The organism is Azotobacter vinelandii CA (assembly GCF_000380335.1).
GTDB classification, from domain to species: domain Bacteria; phylum Pseudomonadota; class Gammaproteobacteria; order Pseudomonadales; family Pseudomonadaceae; genus Azotobacter; species Azotobacter vinelandii.
Window position 1 is genome coordinate 1780620 of record NC_021149.1, and the last position, 24891, is coordinate 1805510.

At 66.8% G+C, this 24891-nt stretch carries 25 protein-coding genes; 14 read left to right on the forward strand and 11 right to left on the reverse strand.

All coding sequences use genetic code 11. The features are described from left to right. The first annotated feature begins 307 nt into the window (after positions 1–307). From AVCA_RS08185 to AVCA_RS08195, 3 genes are read left to right on the forward strand one after another with little or no spacing between them, the layout of a single operon-like run. On the forward strand, positions 308–1423 hold the full coding sequence (locus AVCA_RS08185; RefSeq protein ID WP_041807102.1) for a glycosyltransferase family 4 protein: 1116 nt from the start codon (positions 308–310) through the stop codon (positions 1421–1423). Beyond that, positions 1416–2183 carry a DUF2334 domain-containing protein gene (locus tag AVCA_RS08190; protein WP_012700415.1) on the forward strand — a complete coding sequence of 256 codons (768 nt, stop codon included), beginning with the start codon at positions 1416–1418 and terminating at the stop codon, positions 2181–2183. Before AVCA_RS08185 ends, AVCA_RS08190 begins: the two co-directional genes overlap by 8 nt. Then, positions 2180–3172 (forward strand): lysylphosphatidylglycerol synthase transmembrane domain-containing protein, encoded by a 993-nt coding sequence (locus tag AVCA_RS08195; protein ID WP_012700416.1) that lies wholly within the window; start codon positions 2180–2182, stop codon positions 3170–3172. The genes AVCA_RS08190 and AVCA_RS08195 overlap by 4 nt, the downstream gene beginning before the upstream one ends. Before the next feature lie 14 nt (positions 3173–3186). Here AVCA_RS08195 and AVCA_RS08200 read toward each other — a convergent pair whose 3' ends face one another. Beyond that, on the reverse strand, positions 3187–3375 hold the full coding sequence (locus AVCA_RS08200) for a hypothetical protein (RefSeq protein WP_012700417.1): 189 nt from the start codon (positions 3373–3375) through the stop codon (positions 3187–3189). Positions 3376–3462: 87 nt separating this feature from the next. Further along, positions 3463–3672 carry a cold-shock protein gene (locus AVCA_RS08205; RefSeq protein WP_012700418.1) on the reverse strand — a complete coding sequence of 70 codons (210 nt, stop codon included), beginning with the start codon at positions 3670–3672 and terminating at the stop codon, positions 3463–3465. A gap of 308 nt (positions 3673–3980) precedes the next feature. Here AVCA_RS08205 and AVCA_RS08210 point away from each other — a divergent pair, with 308 nt between their 5' ends. Then, on the forward strand, positions 3981–4217 hold the full coding sequence (locus AVCA_RS08210) for a DUF2789 domain-containing protein (RefSeq protein ID WP_012700419.1): 237 nt from the start codon (positions 3981–3983) through the stop codon (positions 4215–4217). A gap of 66 nt (positions 4218–4283) precedes the next feature. Continuing rightward, positions 4284–4712 carry a universal stress protein gene (locus tag AVCA_RS08215; RefSeq protein ID WP_012700420.1) on the forward strand — a complete coding sequence of 143 codons (429 nt, stop codon included), beginning with the start codon at positions 4284–4286 and terminating at the stop codon, positions 4710–4712. A gap of 106 nt (positions 4713–4818) precedes the next feature. On the opposite strand, the gene AVCA_RS08220 is transcribed toward AVCA_RS08215, so the two are convergent. Together AVCA_RS08220 and AVCA_RS08225 are read right to left on the reverse strand one after the other, a co-directional pair. Further along, entirely contained in the window at positions 4819–5373 is a 555-nt protein-coding gene (locus AVCA_RS08220; RefSeq protein ID WP_041807526.1) for a hypothetical protein, read from the reverse strand. A gap of 159 nt (positions 5374–5532) precedes the next feature. After that, positions 5533–5883, reverse strand: a complete 351-nt coding sequence (locus tag AVCA_RS08225; RefSeq protein WP_012700422.1) for a YajD family HNH nuclease — start codon at positions 5881–5883, stop codon at positions 5533–5535. Between the two features lie 209 nt (positions 5884–6092). On the opposite strand from AVCA_RS08225, the gene AVCA_RS08230 reads away from it, so the two are divergent. From AVCA_RS08230 to AVCA_RS08245, 4 genes are all read left to right on the forward strand, one after another. Next, positions 6093–10166, forward strand: a complete 4074-nt coding sequence (locus tag AVCA_RS08230) for a DEAD/DEAH box helicase (protein WP_012700423.1) — start codon at positions 6093–6095, stop codon at positions 10164–10166. Between the two features lie 9 nt (positions 10167–10175). Next, positions 10176–11954: a sensor histidine kinase gene (locus AVCA_RS08235; protein ID WP_012700424.1), complete on the forward strand. Its 1779-nt coding sequence runs from the start codon at positions 10176–10178 to the stop codon at positions 11952–11954. Between the two features lie 62 nt (positions 11955–12016). Then, positions 12017–13357 (forward strand): sigma-54-dependent transcriptional regulator, encoded by a 1341-nt coding sequence (locus AVCA_RS08240; RefSeq protein ID WP_012700425.1) that lies wholly within the window; start codon positions 12017–12019, stop codon positions 13355–13357. A 238-nt stretch (positions 13358–13595) separates the two neighbouring features. Next, the gene (locus AVCA_RS08245; protein ID WP_012700427.1) at positions 13596–14966 is read left to right on the forward strand and encodes an MFS family transporter; all 1371 of its coding nucleotides are present in this window, start codon (positions 13596–13598) and stop codon (positions 14964–14966) included. A gap of 184 nt (positions 14967–15150) precedes the next feature. Here AVCA_RS08245 and AVCA_RS08250 read toward each other — a convergent pair whose 3' ends face one another. Beyond that, positions 15151–15546, reverse strand: coding sequence for a group II truncated hemoglobin (locus AVCA_RS08250; protein ID WP_012700428.1), 396 nt, complete (start codon positions 15544–15546; stop codon positions 15151–15153). Positions 15547–15652: 106 nt separating this feature from the next. Further along, positions 15653–17356 (reverse strand): AAA family ATPase, encoded by a 1704-nt coding sequence (locus tag AVCA_RS08255; protein ID WP_175555968.1) that lies wholly within the window; start codon positions 17354–17356, stop codon positions 15653–15655. A gap of 605 nt (positions 17357–17961) precedes the next feature. Between AVCA_RS08255 and AVCA_RS08260 the strand changes: the two genes are divergently transcribed. After that, positions 17962–18720 (forward strand): DUF2076 domain-containing protein, encoded by a 759-nt coding sequence (locus AVCA_RS08260; RefSeq protein WP_012700432.1) that lies wholly within the window; start codon positions 17962–17964, stop codon positions 18718–18720. Between the two features lie 88 nt (positions 18721–18808). Here the strand turns inward: AVCA_RS08260 and AVCA_RS08265 are convergent, their stop codons facing one another. Both AVCA_RS08265 and AVCA_RS08270 read right to left on the reverse strand, forming a co-directional pair. Further along, complete coding sequence (locus tag AVCA_RS08265; protein WP_012700433.1) at positions 18809–19153, reverse strand: zinc ribbon domain-containing protein YjdM; 345 nt, start codon at positions 19151–19153, stop codon at positions 18809–18811. 134 nt (positions 19154–19287) lie between these two features. After that, on the reverse strand, positions 19288–19644 hold the full coding sequence (locus AVCA_RS08270; protein WP_012700434.1) for a hypothetical protein: 357 nt from the start codon (positions 19642–19644) through the stop codon (positions 19288–19290). A 282-nt stretch (positions 19645–19926) separates the two neighbouring features. Here AVCA_RS08270 and AVCA_RS08275 point away from each other — a divergent pair, with 282 nt between their 5' ends. The 3 genes from AVCA_RS08275 (at position 19927) to AVCA_RS08285 (ending at position 22658) form a co-directional block, all read left to right on the forward strand. Further along, positions 19927–20187, forward strand: coding sequence for a hypothetical protein (locus AVCA_RS08275; RefSeq protein WP_012700435.1), 261 nt, complete (start codon positions 19927–19929; stop codon positions 20185–20187). 732 nt (positions 20188–20919) lie between these two features. After that, positions 20920–22155: an OprD family porin gene (locus tag AVCA_RS08280; protein WP_012700438.1), complete on the forward strand. Its 1236-nt coding sequence runs from the start codon at positions 20920–20922 to the stop codon at positions 22153–22155. A 17-nt stretch (positions 22156–22172) separates the two neighbouring features. Continuing rightward, positions 22173–22658: a MaoC family dehydratase gene (locus tag AVCA_RS08285; protein WP_012700439.1), complete on the forward strand. Its 486-nt coding sequence runs from the start codon at positions 22173–22175 to the stop codon at positions 22656–22658. 49 nt (positions 22659–22707) lie between these two features. Here AVCA_RS08285 and AVCA_RS08290 read toward each other — a convergent pair whose 3' ends face one another. After that, the gene (locus AVCA_RS08290; RefSeq protein WP_231876286.1) at positions 22708–22983 is read right to left on the reverse strand and encodes a DUF3144 domain-containing protein; all 276 of its coding nucleotides are present in this window, start codon (positions 22981–22983) and stop codon (positions 22708–22710) included. A gap of 175 nt (positions 22984–23158) precedes the next feature. Here AVCA_RS08290 and AVCA_RS08295 point away from each other — a divergent pair, with 175 nt between their 5' ends. Then, positions 23159–23404 (forward strand): hypothetical protein, encoded by a 246-nt coding sequence (locus tag AVCA_RS08295; protein WP_012700441.1) that lies wholly within the window; start codon positions 23159–23161, stop codon positions 23402–23404. Between the two features lie 48 nt (positions 23405–23452). On the opposite strand, the gene AVCA_RS08300 is transcribed toward AVCA_RS08295, so the two are convergent. Together AVCA_RS08300 and AVCA_RS24630 are read right to left on the reverse strand one after the other, a co-directional pair. Next, positions 23453–24151 carry a YebC/PmpR family DNA-binding transcriptional regulator gene (locus AVCA_RS08300; RefSeq protein ID WP_012700442.1) on the reverse strand — a complete coding sequence of 233 codons (699 nt, stop codon included), beginning with the start codon at positions 24149–24151 and terminating at the stop codon, positions 23453–23455. A 151-nt stretch (positions 24152–24302) separates the two neighbouring features. Further along, positions 24303–24704 carry a DUF3597 domain-containing protein gene (locus AVCA_RS24630; protein WP_072432616.1) on the reverse strand — a complete coding sequence of 134 codons (402 nt, stop codon included), beginning with the start codon at positions 24702–24704 and terminating at the stop codon, positions 24303–24305. Positions 24705–24891: the final 187 nt, after the last annotated feature.

Here is a 24891-nt window from a genome sequence, read left to right on the forward strand (position 1 = left end):
GATGGCCGCTTTTCCAACGACCCTTGCGGATGCGACGGCCCAGCCATGGAGCCGGGTCGACAGGCCCGAAAGAAACTCCACGGCGTTCCGGTCGGTCTACCCCGATGCTCCCCGGTTTTACTGCAACGTCCGGGCATATTCGCCCGTGTTCGCCGGGAATCGATTTCCTGACGCCGAAACGGGCACAGACTATCTTTTTGCTACAGCACTGCGGTTTTCATGGCGGGACCGCCTGTCCGCGGACGGAACCTATTCCGCCGCGGGAGCGAGGCGGCCGGCACCGAAGGCCTTCGGATGGAGGAAGCTCGTGCACATTGCCGATATGACCATGTTCTATGCCCCCGCCAGCGGTGGCGTGCGGACCTATCTGGAGGCCAAGCACCGTCGCCTGCGGCTGTATTCCGGGGTGCGCCACAGCGTCCTGGTGCCAGGCGCCGGCTACCGTGAGCAGGCCGGCATCTATGAGGTTCCCGCGCCCCTGCTGCCGTTCGCCAAGGGCTATCGCTTTCCGCTGCGCCGCGCGCCCTGGCGTCAGCAATTGCAGCATCTGCAGCCCGACCTGATCGAGGTCGGCGATCCTTACGTGACGGCCTGGGCCGCGCTGGACGCCGGCCGGCGCCTGAACATCCCGGTGGTCGGCTTCTACCATTCGGATCTGCCGCGGCTGGCCGCCAAGCGCGTCGGTGCCTGGTGCGGCGAGCGGGTGAACGACTACGTGGCGTATCTCTACGGCCAGTTCGACCGGGTGCTGGCGCCCAGCCGGATCATGGCGGAAAAGCTCCTGCGCCTGGGCGTGCGGGAGGTGTTCGTGCAGCCGCTGGGCGTCGATCTGGAGGTCTTCCAGCCGATGCGCCGCGATCCGGGTCTCAAGCGCGAGCTGGGGCTTTCCGAGGAAACCCGGCTGATGATCTTCGCCGGCCGCGGGGCGCGCGAGAAGAACCTGCACATCCTGCTGGAGGTCGCCCGGCGCCTCGGCGCGCCCTACCATCTGCTGCTGGTCGGCGCCGACATGCCGCGTCGGGTGCCGGACAACGTCACGGTGATCAACGACTTCCAGCCGGCCGCCGCGGTCGCCCGGCTGATGGCCAGCAGCGATGTGCTGCTGCATGCCGGCGACCAGGAAACCTTCGGCCTGGTGGTGCTGGAAGCGATGGCCTGCGGTATTCCGGTGGTCGCCGCGCGCGCCGGAGCGCTGGCCGAGATAGTGCCGTTCAGCGCAGGCCGCCTGTGCCGGCCCAACGACGCCCGGGCCATGGCCTCGACCGTGCGCGAGCTGTTCGAGGGCGATGTCGCCCGGCTGGGACGGCAGGCGCGCCAGCACGTCGAGGCCCACCATGCCTGGGATGCCGTGGTCGCCGGTCTGCTCGCCCATTACCATGCCGTGCTGGGCACGGCCGAGCTGCCGGTCGCCGTGAATGTCTGAGCGCCATCTGCTGCTGGTCCTGCACGATGTCGCCCCCGAAACCTGGGCCGACTACCGGAATTTCGTCGCGGTGGTGGACGCCCTGGGCAACGTGCCCATCACCTGGCTGGTGGTACCGGATTTCCATCACCGCCAGCCGTTGACGGCGCACCTCGAACTGCGACGCAAGCTCGACGCGCGGCTGGCGCGCGGCGACGAATTGGTCCTGCACGGTTATCACCACTGCGACGAGGCGCCGCCGCCGTGCAATCCGAAGGACTGGCTGATGCGCCGCGTCTACACCCGCGAGGGCGAGTTCTACCGGCTCGACCAGGCCCAGGCGCGCCAGCGCCTCGAACGGGGCATGGAGGTGTTCCGGCACTGTGGCTGGCCGCTGCACGGCTTCGTCGCCCCGGCCTGGCTGATGAGCGAAGGCACCCGCCAGGCCCTGCGGGAAACCCCGCTGCGCTATACCAGCGACCTGCATCACCTCTACCGGTTGCCGGATTTCCAGGCCATCGGTGCCCCCGGCCTGACCTGGAGCGCCCGCAGCCACTGGCGCCGCGGTCTGTCCCGGCTGGTCTGCAGCGGCCTCGCCGCCCGCCATCGGCAGGCGCCGCTCTTGCGTCTCGGCCTGCACCCGGTGGATATGCGCCACGACTTTTCCCGCCACTATTGGGTGGATCTGCTGGTGCGCCTGCTGACGGAAGGGCGCCGGCCGCTGACCAAGATCGGCTGGCTGGAGCGGCAGTCCGCGCAAGCGCCGGGGAGCGGCGCATGAGCCGTGGCCTGTGGCTGCTGCTGGGCGGTCTGCTCGCTGCCCTGCTGATCCCCCTGCTGCTCGGCGGCACCGGGCTGTGGCGGCTGGTGCAGGGTTTTCCGGCCAATCTGCTGCTGGCCATGCTCGGCATCATCCTGGTCTGCTGGAACCTCAATGCGCTGCGCCTGCGCCTGCTCCTGCCCGGCTTCCGGCTATCCCAGAAGGACGCGCTGGGCATCGTCATGGCTACCGAGTTCGCCATCTGCGCGACACCGGGCGGCGCCGGCGGGCCCCTGACCCTGATGGCGCTGCTGATGCGCCGCGGGGTATCGGCGGCGCAGGGCACGGCCACCTATGCGGTGGACCAGCTCACCGACCTGCTGGTGTTCGCCTGCGCGCTGCTCGGCATTCTGGTCTATGCCCTGTCCCATGCCCTGAGCCCGCACCTCGCCTGGCTGCTCGGCGTCAGCGCCGGCCTGCTGGTGGGGGTGTTCGTCCTGCTGTTCCTGCTCGGTCGCTTCCATCGCCAGATGTTCCGCCTCAACGGCCGGCTGTTGCAGCGCCTGGGCGTGAGCACGCGGCGCCGGCTGCAATACGCGCGCAAAGTGATGCGCTTTCGCAACGCCCTGCGCCAGAGCCTGAGTCTGCCGCGCCCGCTGCTGCTCGGCGTGTTCCTGCTCAGCGTCGCGCATTGGGGGCTGCGCTACAGCGTGCTTTACCTGACCCTGCGCGGTCTGGGCAGCGAGCTGTCCTGGGCCTGGACCTTCCTGGTGCAGATGCTGGCGCTCAGCGCCGGGCAGGCCAGCCTGCTGCCGGGCGGCGCCGGCGGGGCGGAGCTGGCCTCGGCGGCGCTGCTCGCCCCGCTGGTCGGCAAGTCGACCAGCGGGGCGGCGATCCTGATCTGGCGCGCCGTCACCTATTACTTCTACCTGATCGCCGGCGCACCGGTGTTTCTGCACCTGGCGGGCCGGCCGCTGCTGCGGCGGCTGGTGCGCTATCGGCAATCCTGAGGCGGCGGCTCCGGCTACTTCTTGCCGAGCTTGATGTGGCGGCTGGGCGGGCCGGCGACCTGGCCGCTGACGCCGTTGGCGATCTGCTGAATCTCGCCACCGCTTCGGAGAAAAGCGGAAATCAGGGCATCGAGGGATTCATGGGTTTCCCGGCTGGGGTCCGGTTTGGCCTTGCCGTTCGATCCTGCGACTCGCGTGACCATGGAAGCTTCTCCTCTGCCAGGGGTGATCACCCGAAATGAAAAACCGGCCCGAAGGCCGGTTCCTTTTGTACGCTGAGGTACAGGCGGTCAAACCACCTGCACTTCGTCGGCCTGCATGCCTTTCTGGCCTTTCACCGCCACGAAGGAAACCCGCTGGCCTTCCTGCAGGCTCTTGAAGCCGCTGCTCTGGATGGAGCGGTAGTGAACGAACAGGTCGGGGCCGCTTTCCGGGGTGATGAAGCCGAAGCCTTTTTCATCGTTGAACCACTTGACGGTACCGGTTTGACGATTGGACATGGATTGTCTCCTTGGACAAAGTTGGATACCGGACCGGCTCGGTCCGGGCGTTGACTGGGTGCAAAGAGCAATCGAAAAAGGATCGGAATAACTTCGAGCGGATCGTTTCACGGTAATGCATGCAGCACAGTGGAGTTACTCTACCTCCTCGCAGGTGGATCACCTAGCCTTTTCTCCGCCAGTCGATGGATGGGAGGGGCTCCGTGCTGGAGGTTGCCCTGGGTCAAGCGGCCGTCGGCGGATTTTCCGCTATGGTTAAAAGGAAGCGACACGCGCGTTCCCCAACAGGCAACAGAGGAGGAAGAAAGATGGAAATGCCCATCCGCAACCTGTCCACACTGTTCGATCAACTGGGCTTGCAGTCGGACCCTTCCAGCATCGATACCTTCATCGGCAGCCACATGCTGTCCGACGATGTGGCGGTGTCGGAGGCTCCCTTCTGGACGCCGGCCCAGGCCACCTTGCTGAAGGAGGAACTGCTCGAGGACGCCGACTGGGCGCCGATCGTCGACGAACTGAACGAGCGCCTGCATCCCAGGCATTGAGGGAATTCCCGGTTGCCGGGTCTTTCGCGATCTTTTCATCCACCAGGCGCAACGAGTGTGCAGTCCATGAAGAAAGTACTTGTTCCGTTCGACGGTTCCGAAAGCGCCAAGCGCGCCTTGCTCTATCTCGTGGAACTGGTGAAGCGGTTGCCGGATCTGGAGATCCATCTGCTGAACGTCCAGGGCCATCCGATCATGTACGGCGACTACGTCGCCGGCCCTATGCTGGAAAGCCTGGTCAACGCCGCCCGCGAGCATGGGCGCAAGATCAATGCGAAGGGAGTCGAGCTTCTCCGCGCGCACGGCCTCGAAGCCACCGCCCACGAGGAGTTGGGCGAGACGGTGGGGGAGATCGCCAAGGCGGTCGCGCTGCTCGGCTGCGACCTCGTGGTGATGGGAACCCGCGGCATGACCAACTTCTCCAACCTGATCATGGGCTCGGTTTCCACCCGCGTGGTGCACGAGGTCGCGGTACCCGTGCTGTTGATCAAATAAGCCCGGCGACTCCCCGGACCGGAAGCGGTTTCCACCCGGTCCGGGACCTGCGGTCACGGGCGCGCGAGCGTCCCCGTTCTTGCCGCCCGGCATCTCCGGCCGGCAGTCAAAGCTTGTTCTTGAAGTGGTGCCATTTCTTTTCCCCGCTCATGATCCAGTGGGGCATGGCCGTGCCGATCCCGGCGACTTCCAGCTTCGGGTGATGGCGGATGACTTGTTCGAGCACCGTCTCCTGATCCGGCTCGACGTCCACGAAGAACACGTGCTTGCCTTGCTGCAGCCGGTCCTGCAGGGGACCGAAGTAGCGGTTGTTCTTCTGGATGCCGAGGAAGCCGCCCTCCCAGATGCTGAAGCCGAACAGGACCAGGGCCAGGAAGATGAAGGGTATCCAGCCGAAGGTGGTGTTCGTCCAGCCGCCGAAGTGGGCGACCACCAGTACCAGGATGGCCAGCGGCACGCCGATGAGCAGGCCGCGCGTGCCGGATCTGACCATGTCGGTCTTCATGACCGAGGGCACGCTGTGCAGGCGGTGCCGTTCGAGTTCGGCATCCTGCTCGCTCAGTACGTGGATTTGCTCGGTATCGATACCCTCGGCTTCCAGTTCCTGCTCGACCCGCTCCAGATCGTCCAGATCGTCGCTGACGTAGTAGTGCCGGTTCATGTTCACCTCCCGCTGCATAGCAAAGACGTTCCGGCGGATGGTCGATCGATGTGGGGATGAGCCCCTCTTGAGTCTAGCAGTGGGGCGCTTGCGGCTTGTCGGCGGCCGCCGGACGGGAGGTCGGCCCGTTCCGCGGGATGGAACGGGCGGCGAGGGGGGTCAGTCCTGCTTGCCCTTGTCGAGCAACTCGCCAAGGCCGGCGAAGGCCTTGAAGGTGGTCTTCGGACCCAGGTCGGCGCCCGGGCGGGGAGCGGTCTGGTACTGGCTGTCGGTATAGCGCGAATGCTCGTTGTCGTGGCAGTACAGGCAGAGCAGTTCCCAGTTCGAACCGTCCTCGGGGTTGTTGTCGTGGTTGTGGTCCTTGTGGTGGACCGTCAGTTCGCTGAGACGCTTGCCGGAAAACTCCCGGCCGCAGCGACCGCAGATCCAGGGATACATCTTCAGGGCTTTCTCCCGGTAACCCTGTTCGCGCTGGGCATAAGGGATGTTGCTCTTGTCGTTCTTGCTCATGGTGGCCTGCCTGACCGCTGGTTCCGATCGTTCGGTGGATGAAACGCCTGATTTTCCGAGACTACGGCTATCGGGGGCTGTACGGCAATCGTACGATGTTCCGCAGCGGGCGCGGGTGCTTCATCATGCCGCTGTTGGCCTCTCGCCAGATAAATGAGTTAGCTTGCTAAGATCCTGCAATCCTCTGTTTCACCGCTTTTGGGGTCCCCATGTCCAGCCCAGCCGTCCGTTCGACCCTAGCCAGCCTTCCCGATGCCTACAAGGCGCTGCTCTATGTCCTGTTCCTGGCCAGCCCGAGGAACAAGAGCACCCTGCTCGAACAGCTCAAGCGCCTTGGCGTGCGCGCCACGACCAGTCGGGCCATGGACGGCGTGGCGCTGGGCGAGATGCTGGAAACCCTGCAGCGGCTGAAGTGGCTGGAGCGCGGCGACGAGCGCGATTTTTTCAGGCTGAATCCGCTGGCCTGCAACCAGGTCCTGCTGTTGTTGCAGAGCGAGCCGCAGTGGTGGCCCAAGCTGCGCGGCGGACTGGTCGAGCATGCCGTCGCCACGCCGGGCGGCCTGCCGGTGAGCCTGTGGCGCGGCCTCTGGCTGGCCCTGCTGGCGGGCGAGGTGCCGGAGCTGACCCAGTTGCTGCTCGGCATGGAGGCGGATCGGAGCGAACTGCCGCACCCCTGCGGCCAACTGCTGGCCGACGAAACCGGCCGGCAACTGTTCGCCCGGCTCACCCCGGGCGTTCGCGAGGTGCTGCTGGAGGACTACCTGACCCGCGCCAACGAGGGGCTGGTGGCGGCCGGGGAGACCTACCGGCAGGGGCTGGCCCTGCTCGACAGCGACCAGGCGAAGTCCACCGAACTGGCCTTCCAGCTATTCCTGCAGGCGCTCTGGCGCGGCGACTGGACGCGTTTCGAGGCACTCGGCCGGAGCGAATGGGTGCCTTTCGGCGGAGTCTTCGAGTATCTGCTGCGCGGAAAGCCGGGCGAGGCCCTGGAACAGATCCAGGAGTACATCCGCATCCAGCGCGGCAGCCGCAAGCGCCGGGTCGAGCTACCGCCCACGCTCAACGCCTGTTACTGCCTGCTCCTGCTGGTCGACGGCGACGGCCAGCAGCATGCCGCGCTGCGCCAGGCGCTGGGGCTGGGACTGAAGAAAGGCCTCGGCACCGCCTATCAGATGTTCGAGAAGCTCTTCGAGCAGTTCCAGGGCAAGGGCGTGCGCGGTGCCGATCCGGCCTACCGGGTTCAGCGGCTCGAGGGGTTCGACGGGCTGCTGACCGCGATCGCCCTGTACTGGATGGATGCGCCGGCGTCCTCCGCCTGGCAGCGCCGCCTGGCGCAGTTCCGTACCGAGCTGGAAGAGGAGGGCTATGCCTGGCTGGCGGCCGAACTGGATGTCCTGCTCGAACGGCAGTTCGGCCTGCCCCCGGCGCAGGCGGACTGGCACCGGAGCCTGGGGCTGCGTCCGCTGGTCGACCTGTATCGCCGTCAGGAGCTGTGGGAGCACGCGCTGGCCGCGCTGGCCGCCCTGCGTCCCGGCGCCCGCAGCAGCGCTCCGCCGCAGCCGCAGAGCAGTCATCGCCTGGCCTGGATGATCGGCAGTCCGCTCACCCCGAGCCCGGCCATCGAGCCGCGCGAGCAGCGGCTCGGCGCCAAGGGCCAGTGGAGCAAGGGCCGGCCGGTGTCGCTCAAGCGCCTGCTCGAGGAAACCGGCAGCTTCGACTACCTGCTGGAACAGGACCGCCGGGCCATCCAGCAGATCCAGATGCACAGCGACGCCTTCGGCATCCGCTACCAGCTCGACGGCGAGCGTGCCCTGCCGCATCTGGTCGGACATCCGGCGTTGTTCTGGAGCGATGCGCCGGAGGTGCGCATCGATCTGCTGGCCGGCAGCGTGGCCCTGGAGTTGCGGCAGCGCGGTGCGCAGATCCACCTGGCGCTGAGTCCCGAGGGGATCGCGGACTGCCAGGGGCTGTTCATCGAGCGGGAAACCCCGACCCGCCTGGTGGTCTATCCGCTCGGCCGCGAGGCCCGGCAGATCGCTGAGATCATCGGCGGCGGGCTGACCGTGCCGCAGGCGGCCAAGGCGCAACTGATGGAAACCATCGGTAGCATCGCGCCGCTTCTGCCGATCCACTCGGACCTGCCGGAACTGGCGGTGAACATCGACAAGGTAACCGCCGACGGCAAGCTGTACGCCCACCTGCTGCCGCTGCAGGACGGTCTGCGCCTGCAATTGCTGGTGCGGCCGCTGGCCGGCGGCAGTTGGTTCCGCCCGGGGCAGGGCGCCGAGAGCGTGCTCGGCGAGCAGGACGGCAAGCCGCTGCAGGCGGTGCGCGACCTGCAGGCCGAGCGCCGGAAGCTCAAGCAGGTGCTGCAGGCCTGCCCGGCGCTGGCCGAGGCCGACAGCGAGGGGCACGAATGGCAACTGGCCGAACCGCAGGCCGCCCTGCAGGTGTTGAGCGAACTGCAGGCGCTGGATGCCGAACTGCTCGAATGCGTCTGGCCCGAGGGCGAGCGCATGCGCATCAGGGCCCGGCCCGGCCTGCGCCAGTTGCAGTTGCGCCTGCGCCAGTGCGGCGACTGGTTCGAGCTGGACGGCGAAGTGGTGGTCGACGACGGCCGCGTGTTGAAGCTGCGCCAGTTGCTCGAACTGCTGCAGAGCAATCCGGGGCGCTTCGTCCGCCTCGGCGAGCAGGACTGGCTGGCCCTGGGCAGCAGCCTGCGCCGGCGCCTGGACGAACTGGGCCGGCTGGCCGAGCGCAGTGGCGCCGAGGGCCTGCGCCTCAATTCGCTGACCGCGCCGCTGCTCGCCGAACTGGCCGAGGAGGTGGGCTGCTTCGAGGCCGACGCCGCCTGGAAGGAGCATCTGTCCCGCCTCGAATCGCTGCGCGATTATCGGCCGCGGGTACCCAACACCCTGCAGGCCGAGCTGCGCGACTACCAGTTGGAGGGTTTCGACTGGATGGCGCGGCTGGCGAAATGGGGCGTCGGCGCCTGTCTGGCCGACGACATGGGCCTGGGCAAGACCCTGCAGACCCTGACCCTGCTGCTGCACCGATCCGCCGAAGGGCCCCAACTGGTCGTGGCGCCGACCTCGGTGACGCCCAACTGGCTGGCCGAGACCACCCGCTTCGCGCCGACCCTGCGCCTGCACGCCTATCGCGAGAGCCGTAGCCTGGACGGGCTGGGGCCGCGCGACCTGGTGGTGACCAGCTACGGCCTGCTGCAGCAGGACGCCGAGTCCTTCGCCGCGCAGCGCTGGACCACCGTGGTGCTGGACGAGGCGCAGGCGATCAAGAACGCCGCCAGCAAGCGCTCCCAGGCGGCCATGGCGCTGCAGGCGGATTTCCGCCTGGTCGCCACCGGCACACCGCTGGAGAACCATCTGGGCGAGCTGTGGAACCTGTTCCGCTTCATCAATCCCGGTCTGCTCGGCAGCCGCGAACATTTCACCCAGCGCTTCGCCGGCCCCATCGAGCGTGGCGATCAGGGCGCGCGCAAGGCGCTCAAGGCGCTGATCCAGCCGTTCATCCTGCGCCGCCTGAAGAGTCAGGTGCTCGACGAACTGCCGGCGCGCACCGAGGTGGTCTACCGGGTACCGCTCTCCGACGCCGAGCAGCACCTCTATGAGGCCATGCGCCAGCAGGCGCTGGAGTCCATCAGCCAGAGCGGCGAGGAGGGCAGCCAGTCGCTGCGGGTGCTCACCGAAATCACCCGGCTGCGGCGTTTCTGTTGCCATCCGAGCCTGGTCCTGCCGGACAGCGACCTGCCGGGAAGCAAGCTGGCGGCCTTCGCCGAGATCGTCGAGGAACTGCTCGACAGCCGGCACAAGGCGCTGGTGTTCAGCCAGTTCGTCGATCACCTGAGCATCGTCCGCAAGTGGCTGGAGGAGCGCGGCATCCGCTACCAGTACCTCGATGGCGCGACCCCGGCCAAGGAACGCATGGCGCGGGTGGAAGCCTTCCAGGGCGGCGACGGCGACATCTTCCTGATCAGCCTCAAGGCCGGTGGCACCGGCCTCAACCTGACCGCCGCCGACTACGTGATCCATCTCGATCCCTGGTGGAACCCGGCGGTGGAGGACCAGGCCAGCGACCGCGCCCACCGTATGGGCCAACAGCGCCCGGTGACCATCTACCGGCTGGTGGCGGAGAACACCATCGAGGAGCGCATCCTCGCCCTGCACGGGCAGAAGCGCGATCTGGCCGACAGCCTGCTGGAGGGAGGCGAGGTCAGCGCCAAGCTCGACGCCGAGGCGCTGCTGCGCCTGCTGCGCGGCGGCTAGCGGAGCCCCATGCCGCCCGTCCGCCCGCGCGTGCCGCTGGTCGTCCTGGCGATCTTCGCCGGGCTGCTGGCCAGCGTCTGGCTGGCGGGTCTCTATGCCGAGCGGCGCCACTGGAGCGAACTCGATATCGAGGCGCGCGGCCAACTGGAGCTGTACGCCCAGTCGCTGCGCATTCTGGTCGAGCGCTTCCGTGCGCTGCCGGCGATCATCGCCCTGGACACCGAGATCCAGGCGCTGCTGCAGGAGTCCTCCGATCCGTCCGCGCGCGAGCGGCTCAATCGGCGCCTGCAACGGCTCAACCGGGAGGCGGGGGTCGGGGTGATCTTCCTGCTCGATCTGCAGGGCACGGCCATCGCCGCCAGCAACTGGCGGGAGCCGGGCAACTTCGTCGGCGGCAACTACGCCTTCCGCCCGTATTTCCAGGGAGCCTTGCGCGAGGGCAGCGCCCGCTATTTCGGCGTCGGCGCGACCACCGGGGTGCCCGGCTACTTCCTGTCCCGCGCGGTGCGCGACGCGGGGGGACGCACGCTCGGCGTGCTGGCGCTCAAGCTGGTGATGGAGGACCTGCAGCGCGACTGGGCCGGACAGCCGGGCATCCTGCTGGTCGTCGACCGGCAGGCGGTGGCCATTCTCGCCAGCCGGCCGGCCTGGCGGTTCCGTCTGCTGCAGGAGCCGGCGGCGGCGGAGCCCCCCCGTCCGGTCGATGCCCGCCGCTATGGCATCCGCGAAGTGCGGCCGCTGGCGCTGCAGCCGTTGCGCCCGCTCGACGGCGGCGGCGAGCTGCTGCGCATCGACGGCCCGGAGGGCCGGCGCGACTACCTGCGCCTGAGCCAGCCGCTGGCCGACGAGGGCTGGACCCTGGAGTTGCTGCGCGAGGCGCGCGTGCCGGGTGCCGCGGTGCGCAGCTACGGGCTGGCCGCCGCCGGCATCTGGCTGGCGTTGGCGTTCCTCTTCCTGTTCCTCGGCCAGCGGCAGAAGAACCGCCGCCTGCTGCTGCGCCGCCGGGCCGAGCTGGAGCGGTTGGTCGAGGAGCGCACCGCGGCGTTGCGCAAGGCCCAGGACGAACTGGTGCAGGCGGCCAAGATGGCTGCCCTGGGGCAGATGTCGGCGGCCCTGGCCCATGAGATCAACCAGCCGCTGACCGCCATGCGCATGCAACTCGGCAGCCTGCAACTGCTGCTGGCGAAGAACGACCCGGCGGCGATGCGCACCTGCCTGGAGCGCATCGATGGGCTGCTCACGCGCATGGCGGCGCTCACCGGCCATCTCAAGACCTTCGCCCGCGATACCCCCGGCGGCCTGCGCGAGCGCCTGGCGCTGGATACCGTCGTCGACCATGCGCTGCTCCTGCTGGAGGCGCGTATCCGCCAGGACGCGGTGCGGGTGCTGCGCCTGCGCGCGCCGCGGGCCTGGGTCGAGGGCAATGCGATCCGCTTCGAACAGGTGCTGGTCAACCTGCTGCACAATGCTCTGGACGCCATGGCCGGGCGGGCGCGCCGCGAACTGCGCATCGCGCTGCGTCGCGACGGCGGCGACTGGCTGCTGAGCGTCGCCGACAGCGGCGGCGGCATCGCCGCCGAGCACCTGTTGCGCGTGTTCGAGCCGTTCTTCACCACCAAGCCGGTGGGCGAGGGGCTCGGCCTCGGCCTGGCCGTATCCTATGGCATCGTCCGCGAATCGGGCGGTCAGATGGAGGTCGGCAATACCGGCGACGGCGCGCAGTTCGTCATCCGGCTGCCGGCCGCGGCGCCGCCGGATACACTGCAGGCCGGCTCGCAGGAGGGTTAGGGCGTGTCACGCCCTGGCCGGGCCAGTCCGAATCCACCAACCAAGCGCACGGGCCATCGGGCATGCAGCAGATTCTCTTCATCGACGACGAAGCACCGATCCGCGAAGCGGTGCAGCAGTGGCTGGAGCTGTCCGGGCTCGCGGTGCGTACCTGCGCCCACGCCGAGGAGGCGCTGGCGCTGCTCGACGCCGACTTCCCCGGGGTGGTGGTCAGCGATGTGCGCATGCCCGGCATGGACGGCCTGGCGCTGCTCGAACGCCTCAAGGCGCTGGATGCCGAATTGCCGGTGATCATGGTCACCGGGCATGGCGACGTGCCCATGGCGGTGACCGCGATGCAGCAGGGCGCCTACGACTTCATCGAGAAGCCCTTCAGCCCCGAGCGCCTGCTCGGCAGCCTGCGGCGCGCCCTGGAGATGCGCCGGCTGGTCTGCGAGAACCGCGCGCTGCGCCGCCAGGTGGCGCGGCGCGAGCACATCGAGGGCCGTCTGCTCGGCGTGTCGCCGGCGATGGAGGAACTGCGCCGGCAGATCCTCGAACTGGCGCCGACCACGGTCAACGTGCTGGTCCGCGGCGAGACCGGCAGCGGCAAGGAATGCGTGGCGCGCTGCCTGCACGCCTTCGGCCCGCGCGCCGGCAAGGCTTTCGTCGCGCTCAACTGCGCGGCGATTCCCGAGCAGTTGTTCGAGAGCGAGCTGTTCGGCCACGAGAGCGGCGCCTTCACCGGCGCCCAGGGCAAGCGCATCGGCCGTATCGAGCACGCCGACGGCGGCACCCTGTTCCTCGACGAGATCGAGAGCCTGCCGCTGGCGCAGCAGGCCAAGCTGTTGCGCGTGCTGCAGGAGAAGACGCTGGAGCGGCTCGGCTCCAACCGCAGCATCGCCGTCGACCTGCGGGTGATCGGCGCGGTCAAGCCGGACCTGGTCGCCGAAGTGCGCGCCGGGCGTTTTCGCGAGGATCTCCTGTACCGGCTCAATGTCGCCGAGTTGCGCGTCCCGCCGCTGCGCGAGCGGCGCGAGGACATTCCGCTGCTGTTCGAGTATTTCGCCCTCGCCGCGGCCGAGCGTCACGACCGCGAACCGCGCCCGCTGGCGGCCGCCGAACTGGCGCGGCTCATGGCTCACGACTGGCCGGGCAACGTGCGCGAGCTGGTCAACGCCGCCGAGCGTCACGTACTCGGCCTGGGCGGGCGGACCGGCGAGGCGCTGGCGGCGCCGCGGTCGCTGGCGGCGCAGCTGGAGGCCTTCGAGGCGCAGTGCCTGCGCCAGGCCCTGCAGCAGTGCCGCGGCAACATCGCCGAGGTCATGGCCCTGCTGCAACTGCCCCGGCGGACGCTCAACGAGAAGATGCAACGCCACGGCCTGAACCGCATCGATTTCCTGCCCGCCGGGGACCAGGACTGAGAGGCGGGTGTCGGCGGATTTTTGCCGATTGATCTTCCAGCATCGGCGGAAATTTGCCGATGGCATCCTGCCGGATTTTTGCAAAGTCCTGATCCAGAGCCTTTGCCGGCCTTGGCCCGGTTCCTGCTAAACACACTCCGTTGCCCTGGCGTCCGTTGTCTACCCGGACGTCCAGCGGCCTTCTGCCGGCTGCGGCTGCCGCGCAGCCCGGAACTCCCACGAGAAACGGAGAAATACAATGACAATCCCCAGCAGTCCCGACCTGTGCGCCACTGCGGACCTTGCCGCCGACCGTTCCGACGCAACCCCGTCCGGAGCCGCCGAAAAGACCGAATACACGGCCGCCGAACGCCGCCAGCGGATCTTCGCCATCGTCGGCGCCTCCTCCGGCAACCTGGTGGAATGGTTCGACTTCTACGTCTACGCCTTCTGCGCCATCTACTTCGCCCCGGCCTTCTTCCCCACGGCCGACCCCACCGTCCAGTTGCTCAACACCGCCGGGGTGTTCGCCGCCGGCTTCCTGATGCGCCCGATCGGCGGCTGGCTGTTCGGCCGGATCGCCGACAAGCACGGCCGCAAGACCTCGATGCTGATCTCGGTGCTGATGATGTGCGCCGGCTCGCTGGTGATCGCCTTCCTGCCGACCTACGAGAGCATCGGCGTGGCCGCGCCGGCCCTGCTGCTGTTCTGCCGCCTGTTCCAGGGGCTTTCGGTCGGCGGCGAGTACGGTACCACCGCGACCTACATGAGCGAGGTGGCGCTCAAGGGCAAGCGCGGCTTCTACTCCTCGTTCCAGTACGTCACCCTGATCGGCGGCCAGTTGCTGGCGGTGCTGGTGGTAGTGATCCTGCAGCAACTGCTCAGCACCGATGAACTGAAGGCCTGGGGCTGGCGCATTCCGTTCGTGATCGGCGCCATCGCGGCGGTGATCGCCCTGTTGCTGCGCCGTTCCCTGGAGGAAACCACCACGGCGGAAAGCCGCGCCAGCAAGGAGGCGGGCAGCATGGCCGGCCTGTTCAAGCACCACAAGGCCGCCTTCATCACCGTGCTCGGCTACACCGCTGGCGGCTCGCTGATGTTCTACACCTTCACCACCTACATGCAGAAGTACCTGGTCAACACGGCGGGCATGGACGCCAAGACCGCCAGCGGCATCATGACCTTCGCGCTGTTCTGCTACATGCTGATGCAGCCGCTGTTCGGCGCCCTGTCCGACCGCATCGGCCGGCGTACCTCGATGCTCTGCTTCGCCGCCCTGGGCGCGCTGTGCACCCTGCCGATCCTGGCGACCCTGAAGGGCATCGGCAGTCCCGCCCTGGCCGGCGCGCTGATCATCCTGGGGATGGCCATCGTCAGCTTCTACACCTCGATCGGCGGCATCGTGAAGGCCGAGATGTTCCCGCCGGAGGTGCGCGCGCTGGGCGTCGGCCTGTCCTACGCCATCGCCAACGCCCTGTTCGGCGGCACCGCCGAATACGTGGCGCTCGGCCTGAAGTCGATCGGCCATGAAGAGGTCTTCTACTGGTACGTGACGGGCATGCTGGTGATCGCCTTCCTGTTCAGCCTGCGCCTGCCGAAGCAGGCCGCCTACCTGCACCACGACCGCTGACCGTCCCCGGCCGTCCGCTCCGCCCGTCGCGGGTGGGGTGGATGCGCCGTTCGGCCGCCTGTCCCGTTTTCCCTCCCGCATCCGTACCGCTCATGGCGGCGGCAATGGCTCCGCTGGAAAGCGCCGCGCGGTTTTCCAGCCCAGGGCAGTCCTTCGAATATGCAGGTCCCGCAGCCCTCCGGGCTCAGTCCGAGGTTTCGCGGTTGCGCACGTGGTCGGCGAAGGCGTGGATCGGCGCCTTGATCAAGCCCTTGGCGGTTTCGCTGGCGCCGATGTCGTCCAGCGCCTTGTTCAGGCACAGCATCCACTGGTCGCGCTCCTTCGGGCCGATGGCGAAGGGCCGGTGCGGCAGGCCCATGGAGACCGTGCCGTACTTTTCCAGGTACAGCTTCGGGCCGCCGAGCCAGCCGGAGAGGTATTCGAAGAGTTTCTCGCGCACCGCCGTGGTGTCCGCGCCGTGCATGCGGCGAATGCCTTCCGCTTCGGGCAGTTGCTCCATGTTGTCGTAGAAGGCGTTGCACAGCCGGCGCACGCCTTCTTCACCGCCGAGCAACTGGTAGGGGGTGAGGACGTTGATCATGCAAAAAGCTCCTTTGATGGTTCGGATGCCGCCCTGCCGCCGGCAGGGCGGTCTCGATCCGGGGCGGGGAAGAGGTTTTGCCGGGGCGCCGCCGGATGGATGCCCCTCAAGCGTGTCCGCCCATGTCCATGCCGCGGAAGATGCTGCAGCGTTCGAACACCGCCAGGGTCGGCTTCACCGACTTGTGGTGGCAGTACTTGGCCACCAGCTTGGCCAGGCCCTTGATGTCGCGGCCGCTGGCGTCGGGGAAGAGGGCGGCCAGGCGTTCGCAGAGTTCGGGGGCGACGTCCAGGCCGAACTGCTCGGTCATCACCCGCCAGATCCGCCGGCGATCCTCCAGGCCGGGCGGGTGGTACTTGATCAGCGCGATGCAGCGCGATACCACCGCCTCGTCGATGTCGTCGACCCGGTTGGTGGTGAGGAACAGCAGCCCGTTGAAGTACTCCAGCACGCGCAGGAACACGCCGACCACCGCGTTGGCGGTGATGTTGTCGTCGCGCCGCTTGATGTACACGTCGGCCTCGTCGATCAGCATCACCGCGCCCCAGCGCTGGGCACGGGTCAGGGTGGCCTTGAGGGTCTTCTCCATCTCCGTGACGTTCAGGCCGAGCTGGCCGGAGTGCACGCGGTACAGCGGGCGCTTGATGATCTCCGAGTAGACTTCGGCGGTCAGCGTCTTGCCCACCCCGGGCGGGCCGGCGCAGAGCACCGTGGTGCCGCCCGACTTGCCTTCGACTATGTCGTCCATCAGCACGTCCATCTCGGCGGTGAGGATGTCGATCAGGTCGGTCTGTTCCGGCGGCAGGATCAGCTTGTCCTTGAGTTCCGGCTGGTAGACGTAGGGCTGCATGTCGTCGACGTGCACCCACAGGTGGTGGTGCAGGTCGAGGTGGAACATCAGGATGTAGCCGTGCACCGGCAGTTCGGAGAACACCCCTTCGGGAATGTCGGCGCGCACCGCTTCGGCGGCCTTCTCCACGCGCTCGTCGTATTTCACGCTGCGTCCGGCCTTGCGCAGGTACTTGCCGAGCACGTCGCCGCTGGCGTCGAGCAGCAGATCCCGGTCCTTGAGGATTTCCTCGTCGTTGACCAGCCGCGCGCTGCCGCCGCTGGAGGAGAGCACCACCCGTTCCTTGCGCGCCCAGTCGGTGCTGCGGTGGGTGGCGGTCGGGTCCTCGGCGAAGATGCCGGTGCCGCTGGCGGAGAACTGCCGGCCGTAGTCGGCGCGGTGTTCGAAGAAGCGCGCCGCGGAGTGGTCGTAGGCGGCGATCAGCTCCGGCGTTTCCTTGAGAAAGCCCTTGGCGATGAGGATTTCCGCGATGCTCCGGCCGAGGATGTCGCGTTCGAGGATGGTCAGGGTCTGCGACACCACCCGCGCCATGGAGTTGGCCTTCAGCTCGATCAGGATGCGCCCGCTTTCCTCCTCGCCCGGCGGGGTGAAGTCGATGCGCGAGACCAGGTAGGCGAGCGGCTTGCCGGCCATGTTGATCTTGAACAGCCAGCCGCGGATCGCGTCGCGGATCAGGAACTCGGCGACCGCCGGGACCATCCGCTCCAGGTCGCGCTCGCCGTAGCGCTCGCCGCCGTCGCTCACCGCGCGGCGCAGGGTGGCGATCTGCGCGGCGCGCAGCTCCATGCCCGGTCCTGCGGCGAGGTACAGCCGGTGCAGGTGGTCGAGTTGCGCCAGCGTCAATTGCTCGAAGACCACTTCGGCCCGGTTGCCGAATTTCAGTTGATGGGTCAGCGCCGACAGCTCGGGGAATTCGCTGACCAACGCCTCGACATAGGGTCGATCGATGAGAAGTTTCATGCCGGACCAGCCTTGGTAACCACGGGACAGGTGTTCCAGCAAGCCGCATGCCATGGGCTAAACGATTGATTTTAAATAACTAAGTCTATTTTTCTGTACGCTTCGCTACATAGCGGGATGGCGTCTGTGTGGGGTAGGGGACAAAGTTGCGGGGCTCCTGGGCGGCCGGGATGTGCCTGGCGCGGTTTCAGGTGCCGGACCGGGGGCTGGCCGGAAGGCGAACGGGAGCATCGTTTCGATCGGTATATGTGTATCGCGCGAAGTCATATAAGGTTTATGTATCCGAAAGTTCGCTTCATTCATTTTCCTTTTCGAAACGGATGGCATTTCCCGATGTAGATGGGACAATTTTTGTAATAGCTGGACTTTGACATTTCCCAAGTGCGGTTGCAGTATCGCCTTGGATTTTCCGGCTCGGACAGTTCATGTCGGCTTTCCGGATTTTTGCTTCAATTTTATTGCCTTTTGCTGAAATTAGACGGCAAGTTCGGCTTTTCCGAAAGTTTCGGGCCGAAGGTGTTTGATTTTTCGATGTCCGGCCTTATATGTAACTAGCGCACGCCTTGCGGCATGCGATCCTTCATCGGCAACCAGTAGAGAAAACCATGCAGTCTGAAGAGAAGAATCTGATCGATGGCCTGTTTTCCCGCCTCCGCGATGTCGAAGGCCAGTCCACGCCTCGCGATCCGCAGGCCGAGAGCGTGATCAGGGAGCACATCGCCCGTCAGCCGGCTGCTCCCTACTACATGGCCCAGGCGATCATCGTGCAGGAAAACGCCATCCAGCAGCTCGACGGCCGCGTCAAGGAGCTCGAGGCCCAGATTGAACAACTGAAGCAGCAGCAGGCCCAGAACGACAGCCGCCAGCAGAGCAGCGGCGGTTTTCTGGCCGGCCTGTTCGGCGGTGGCCGCAGCGAACCGAAGCCCCAGCAGCCCGTCGCCCGCCCGCAACAGCCGGTGGCCCGCCCGGCCGCTTCTTCGGGCTGGAGCGAGCCCGGCTACGGCAATCAGGGCGGCTTCGGCCAGCAGCCCGGCCAGCAGCCCGGCTTCCAGCGTGGCGGCGCCTATGCTCCCCAGGCGGGGGGCGGTTTCCTCTCCGGCGCCCTGCAGACCGCGGCCGGCGTGGCCGGCGGCATGGTGCTGGGCAATGTGCTGATGGATCTGTTCAACGGTGACGAGGGGCACGCGGCGGCTGCCGAAACCGCGGCGGCCGCGCCGGAGCCGGCTCCGCAGGTCGCCGAAGAAAGCCATGCGCCGCAGGAAGACTACTTCGCCGATAGCGGCGATAGCGGCGGCGACTACTTTGCCGACAGTGGCGATGCCGGTGGCGACTTCTTCGGCGGCGACGACGAAGACTTCGTCTGATCCGATCCGCAGACGCGGAGCCGTCCCGGACGGCTCCGCGGAATGCCGCGGGGCGCTTCGCATGCGAGGCGCCCCTGGCTTCAGGACATCAGACTTTCTTCACGAACTCCGACTTCAGCTTCATCGCGCCGATCCCGTCGATCTTGCAATCGATGTCGTGGTCGCCGTCGCACAGACGGATATTCTTCACCTTGGTGCCGACCTTCACCACCAGGGACGAGCCCTTGACCTTCAGATCCTTGATCACGCTGATGGTGTCGCCGTCCTGCAGGACGTTGCCGACCGAGTCCTTGATCACCCTGCCGCCTTCTTCCGCCGTTTCGGCCGCCCCGCCGGCGGACCATTCGTGGGCGCATTCCGGGCAGACCAGTTGGGTGCCGTCCTCGTAGGTGTATTCGGAAGCGCATTTGGGGCAGGGAGGCAGGGAGCTCATGGGGTGTCCTCGGGTACGGCACAATGAATGGGGCGGGGATTGTATAGCTTTTGGCCGGCCCCGACAGCGGGCGGGCCGTGCCGATGGCCGCAGGTCCGGCGGCCGGAGGCTCCGCTCCTCGTTGCGCGGTCCCTCTACCTTCTGGGCATTATCCGGTGGTGGGACCAGGGTTCGTGCCGGGCGTTTTCCTTGAGGTTCCGGTCGGCGAAGCGGTACCAGCCTTCCTTGAAGTGTGTCCACCAGCCATGGTCGAGGTCGCTGCCGTGCCTGCGCACGATCTCTTCCAACTGCTCGAGGTCCAGGTGCGAGGCGTCGTAGGCGATATCCAGGCGACCGCTGGCCTTGTCGAGGTCGACCCTGTCCACCCCCACCAGGTGGTCGATTTCCTGCGCGATGGCGTCGGCTCTGGCCGCATCCAGCGCTTCGAGCTTCAGGTGGCGTTTCACCAGGTAGGCCTCGCGAACTCCCGGCCGGTGATCCATATCGGACATGATCGTTCTCCCGCGTTCGAGTCACATGTTGTCGTGGCGGTGCCTGCGCCGGAAAATACCGCTGGCTCACCACAACTATAGATAGATCGCCGGGAATACGGCCGACTGGCGGCGGCATGCCGGCGGCGACCTGTGCTATACCCTGTCAGGATCGGATGAGGCGTACAGGACGCGACTCCCGCCCGCGCTAGCCGCGGCGCCGGGCGGAACATCCGGGCCGCAACCGGCCGCGCCGGGGCAGCGGATGCCGGCAGACGGCCCGCAGACAGCGAGGTTTCGAGCATGTCCCTGATGCAATGCACCTACCGCGATCACACCATTGCCGCCGACGTCCTGCAGCATGAGGGCGGCCCCATGCCCTGGGCTGGCGGCTGCCGCATCACCACACCGGAAGGCCGCACCACCCGGCGTTTGCCCCTGCCGGTCGGATACGCCCTCATGGCCGAACTGGAGCAGGCCCAGCACGCCTCCATCGCCCACGGCAAGTGGCTGGTCGATCAGTGCCTCGACCACGGCAAATCGCTCTTTTCCGAAGCGGCCTGAACGGCCGGCCTTCCCGGTCCCGGCGGGTGGCAAAGCCGCGAGACGCTTTCCACCCTCGACCCCGGCGCCCGCCGGACTGTCCTGCGCTGTGATGCCTCCTGGCCGCAAATATCAAGGATTAGGCTGCAAGCGTTATTGTCCCGGTCTTGTCCGCCGGCCACTCTAATACCGTTCCGCCAGGATGACGTTTTGCATGCGGCGGGCAGCGATTGGCGATGAGTTATAACAATCATTCGGAAAAGACTCATGCAAGCACGAAAAACAATCCCCTTCCCGGAAATGTCTTCGGCGGCCGCAGGTCAAGGCGGTGACCCGCGCAGTCGTAAGCATGCCGTTCCGGGCATCAGGCTTCCGAGCGGAGCGTTCGAGCCTTTCAGCGGTTCTTCTTCCCACCCGGGCCGGTGCCCCTGCCGAATTCCCATCGATCCTTCTTGACCCGGTTGTCCAGCGGGACGGTGGGCACTCTCCCGGCGTCGTGAGCCTGCGCGGCCGGAGCCGCTAGCGGCAGGCCGCCTGCGCGTACGTCGCTAGCCGTCCCGCGGGTACCGAACCGAGACCGGAACACGCCCGATCCAGCCGAACGGGGCGTGACGGGTGGCCATTGCCTGCGCGATTCCAGACGTGGCGGCCGGTCATGGCTGAGCGGTGGCGACGAAGCCCTCCGCGCCCGCGATAAGAACAACAAGACAGAAGGACCACGATGCGATGTTCAAGACCTCTCACCTCGGAGGCATGGCCTTTTCCCTGTCCGTCCTGGCGTTGGCCGGCGGCATGCCCTCGCCGGCCCAGGCCGATTTCTTCGCCGACAGCAAGGCCAGCCTGTTGATACGCAACTACTACTACAACCGCGATTTCCGCCAGGAGGGTGGCAGCAGCACGGGACAGTCGCATGCCGACGAGTGGGCCCAGGGGTTCATCCTGAACTATGAATCCGGTTTCACCGAGGGAGCGCTGGGATTCGGCATCGACGCCGTCGGCATGTGGGGCATCCGTCTCGACTCCAGTCCCGGTCGGGCCGGCACCGGCCTGCTGCCGGTGCACAACGACGGCGATGTGCCCAACGACTACGGCAAGATGGGCGCCGCGCTCAAGCTGCGCTACTCCAAGAGTCTGCTGCGCTACGGCACCCTGTTTCCCAGGATGCCGACGGTCATGCCCAACGAGACGCGCCTGTTTCCCACCTATTTCCGTGGCGCCAGCCTGGTTTCCCAGGAAATCGATGGCCTGACCCTGAATGTCGGGCGCCTGACCCACCTCATCGAGCGCAATTCCAGCGCCAGCGAGGACATCACCATGGTCAACAAGGGCATGGAGGGTCTGGACCCGACCGATCAATTCGACTTCGCCGGGATCAAGTACAAGTGGAGCGACAACCTGACCACCGCCTACGACTACGCCAACCTGGACAACAACTATCACCAGCACTTCTTCACCCTGAACCACCGGTTGCCCATCGACGGCCTGCGCTCCCTGGCGACGGACCTGCGTTTCGCGCGCTCCTCCGACGACGGCGATAGCAACGTGGACAACAAGGCGATCAACGCCATGTTCGTCTACAAGCAGGCGGCCCACAGCTTCGGCCTGGGCTATCAGAAGATGATCGGCGACACCGGTTTCGCCTACATCGCCGGCACCGACCCCTATCTGGTCAACTTCGCCCAGGTGAACGACTTCGCCAACCCGGGCGAGAAGTCCTGGCAACTGCGCTACACCTACGACTTCGCTACCCTGGGCATACCCGGGCTGACCTTCATGACCCGCTACCTCAGCGGCCGTGATATTCGCCGGGTCGACGGCAGCAAGGGGGAGGAGTGGGAGCGCGATATCTATGTCGATTACGTATTTCAGAGCGGTCTTCTCAAGAACCTCAGCCTGCAATGGCGCAACGCCGTGTTGCGCAACGACGGCAGCGGCAACGATCTCGACGAGAACCGCCTGATCGTCACCTATACCATGCCCTTGCTCTAACGGGAGAAGCGACCGAAATGGGAAAAGAGGAATGCACCATGAACGCTGTCCGGCGAGAGATGAATCTTTATCTGGACGATCTGGCCGTGGGCGCACGCTTTCGCAGTAGCGAATTCGTGCTGGACGAAGAGGCTCTCAAAGCCTTCGCCGCGCAATTCGACCCGCAGCCTTTTCATCTGGACGACGAGGCGGCCAGGCAGACCCTGTTCGGCGGACTGGCGGCCAGCGGTTGGCATACCGCGGCCATCACCATGCGTCTGCTGGTCACCAGCGGCATGCCCCTGGCCGACGGACTGATCGGCGCCGGCGGCGAGATCGACTGGCCCAGGCCGACCCGGGCGGGGGACACCCTGCACGTGGAGAGCTGCATCCAGGCGATCACGCCGTCGCGCTCCAAGCCGGATCGCGGCATCGTCGCTCTGGAAAGCCTGACGCTGAACCAGCGTGGCGAGGTGGTGCAACGCTTGCTGGCCAAGCTGGTCGTGTTCCGGCGGCCACTGTAGAGGCTGTGCCGGCAGGCGAGGGCGGGCGTCCCGCCTGCCTGGCGTTCCATCAGCGCTGCTTGGCCATCTCGATATGCTGGTCGAGGTTCTCGTCCAGCATCTTGCCGAACTGCTCTCTGTACCAGTCGAAGGCCTTCTCCTTGTCGACCGACAGGTCGCCGGAGCGGCACGCGGCCTCGTGGGCGCTGAAGCGGGCCGCGGCGTAGCGGATGGCAGCGCTGATCTGCCCCAGATCCTTCTGTTCCTCTTCGAGCAGGCGGTTGGCGACGGCGATGAACTCATCGGCCATGTCGAAGATTTCCATGTTTACGGGGTTGTTGGACATGTTCGGCTCCTGTTGGCATTGAAAGGGAGTGTTTTCGTTGTACGTGGCACGCAAGTAAACAACGCCTGCCACGGCGCCGGAGCAGGGAGGACCGAGGGCTGCCCGGCGGTCCGGCGAAGTTTTCGCGGGTTCGCGTTGTCCATTACAGCACAGCGACCCAGCAAGGGAGAGTCGTATGGCCCGCAAGCATTTTGCCAAGTTCGATGCCATTTCCTCGGCTGTTCCCGTCGACGACGTCTTCGAGGCCGTCATCGCCGTCAAGCGCCGGGGTGTGGACGAAAACGCCCGCGTACATAAGGTGGCCAACGGCCAGCGCTACGACCTGGCCTCCGAAGCCGACGCGGCGGCCGAGGCCGCCTTGAGCAAGGTGGTCGAGGTCCGCGACGACGGCGAACTGCTCTGGGAACCCCATGCGCTGTGACGGGGCGCTCCGGCGGCAGGGCCGGCGTCGCGCCTGCGCGGCCGAGTGTCAGACGCTCAGTCCGACGTAGACGTTCTGCACGTCGTCATGGTTGTCGAGGGCTTCGAGGAAGGCCTCGACCTCCTCGAGTTCGCTGCCCGACAGGCTCACCGGGTTCTTCGCCTTGTAGCCGAGGTTGGCCGACTGCACGGTGAAGCCGAACTCCGGCAGCGCCTTGCACACCGCGTCCAGGTCGGTCGGATCGGTGTAGAACAGGGTGGCGCCTTCCTCGGCTGGCTCGAAGTCCTGGGCGCCGGCCTCGATGGCGGCCAGTTCCGGATCGGCGCCGTTCTCGGCGGCGGCCTCGATCATGCCCAGGTGGTCGAAGTCCCAGCTCACCGAGCCGGAAGTGCCGAGTTGGCCCTTGCGGAACAGCACGCGGATTTCCGCCACGGTGCGATTGATGTTGTCGGTCAGGCACTCGACGATCACCGGCACGCGGTGCGGGGCGAAGCCCTCGTAGAGCGTGCGCTCGTAGTTGACCACCTCGCCGGAGAGTCCCGCGCCTTTCTTGATGGCGCGCTCCAGGGTGTCCTTGGGCATCGAGGCCTTCTTCGCCTGATACACCGCCAGGCGCAGCTTGGGGTTCATGTCCGGGTCCGCACCGTTGCGTGCGGCAATCATGATTTCCTTGACCAGCTTGCCGAAGATCTTGCCCTTGGCATTGGCGGCAATTTCCTTGGGTCTGGCTTTCCACTGGGCGCCCATATCGGTTCTCTCGCTGCAACGATCGGCTCCCGGCCGGTCCGGGAACGAAAGGGGGCGATTCTAGCGCTTCGCGGGCGGGCAGGGCAGCACCGGGAATGAAACCGCCGGCGGCAATGACGGCGCCCGCGAGCGACTGCCGGGCGCGCGGGACTCAGTGCAGCAGCTCGGGCGGCACGTTACCGCCGTTTTCCGCCAGCTTCTGCAGTACGGCCTTGTGCAGCCAGGTGTTCATCTGCGCCGAGTCGCCCATCTTCTCCGGCGGACAGCCCAGCTCGCCGGCCAGTTCCTTGCGCGCCTGCGGGCTGCTGTCCAGATCGAGCAGCTTGAGCAGGTCGACGATGGAGGTCTTCCAGTTGAGCTTTTCCGGGTGTCTAGCCGCCAGGTCTTCCAGTTTGCCCACCACGTCCACCGGTCCGCCGCCCGTCGTCGTGGAGGCGGTCGGTGTGGGACCGGCCGGTGTGGGCGTCGGCGGTGGTGCACTGGTCGGAGCTTCCGCCGCCCGCGCTTTCGAGCCGAACCCGAGCGAATTGAGAATATTGCTGAACAGGCCCATGGGGGTCCCTCCATTTTCCGGTTGTGGCGGAGTGGAGCATAGATCAGGGAGGCGTCGTCATCCGGGCGGTAGTTGCCGGGGAAATACTGGCAATTTGCCGAAAAATGACGGTATCGGGTACGCGGTGCGGGGCGCCGTGCTGCTGTCGGCGGCCGGCGGCGCCCGCCGGTCGCGCTTGTGGCATCCC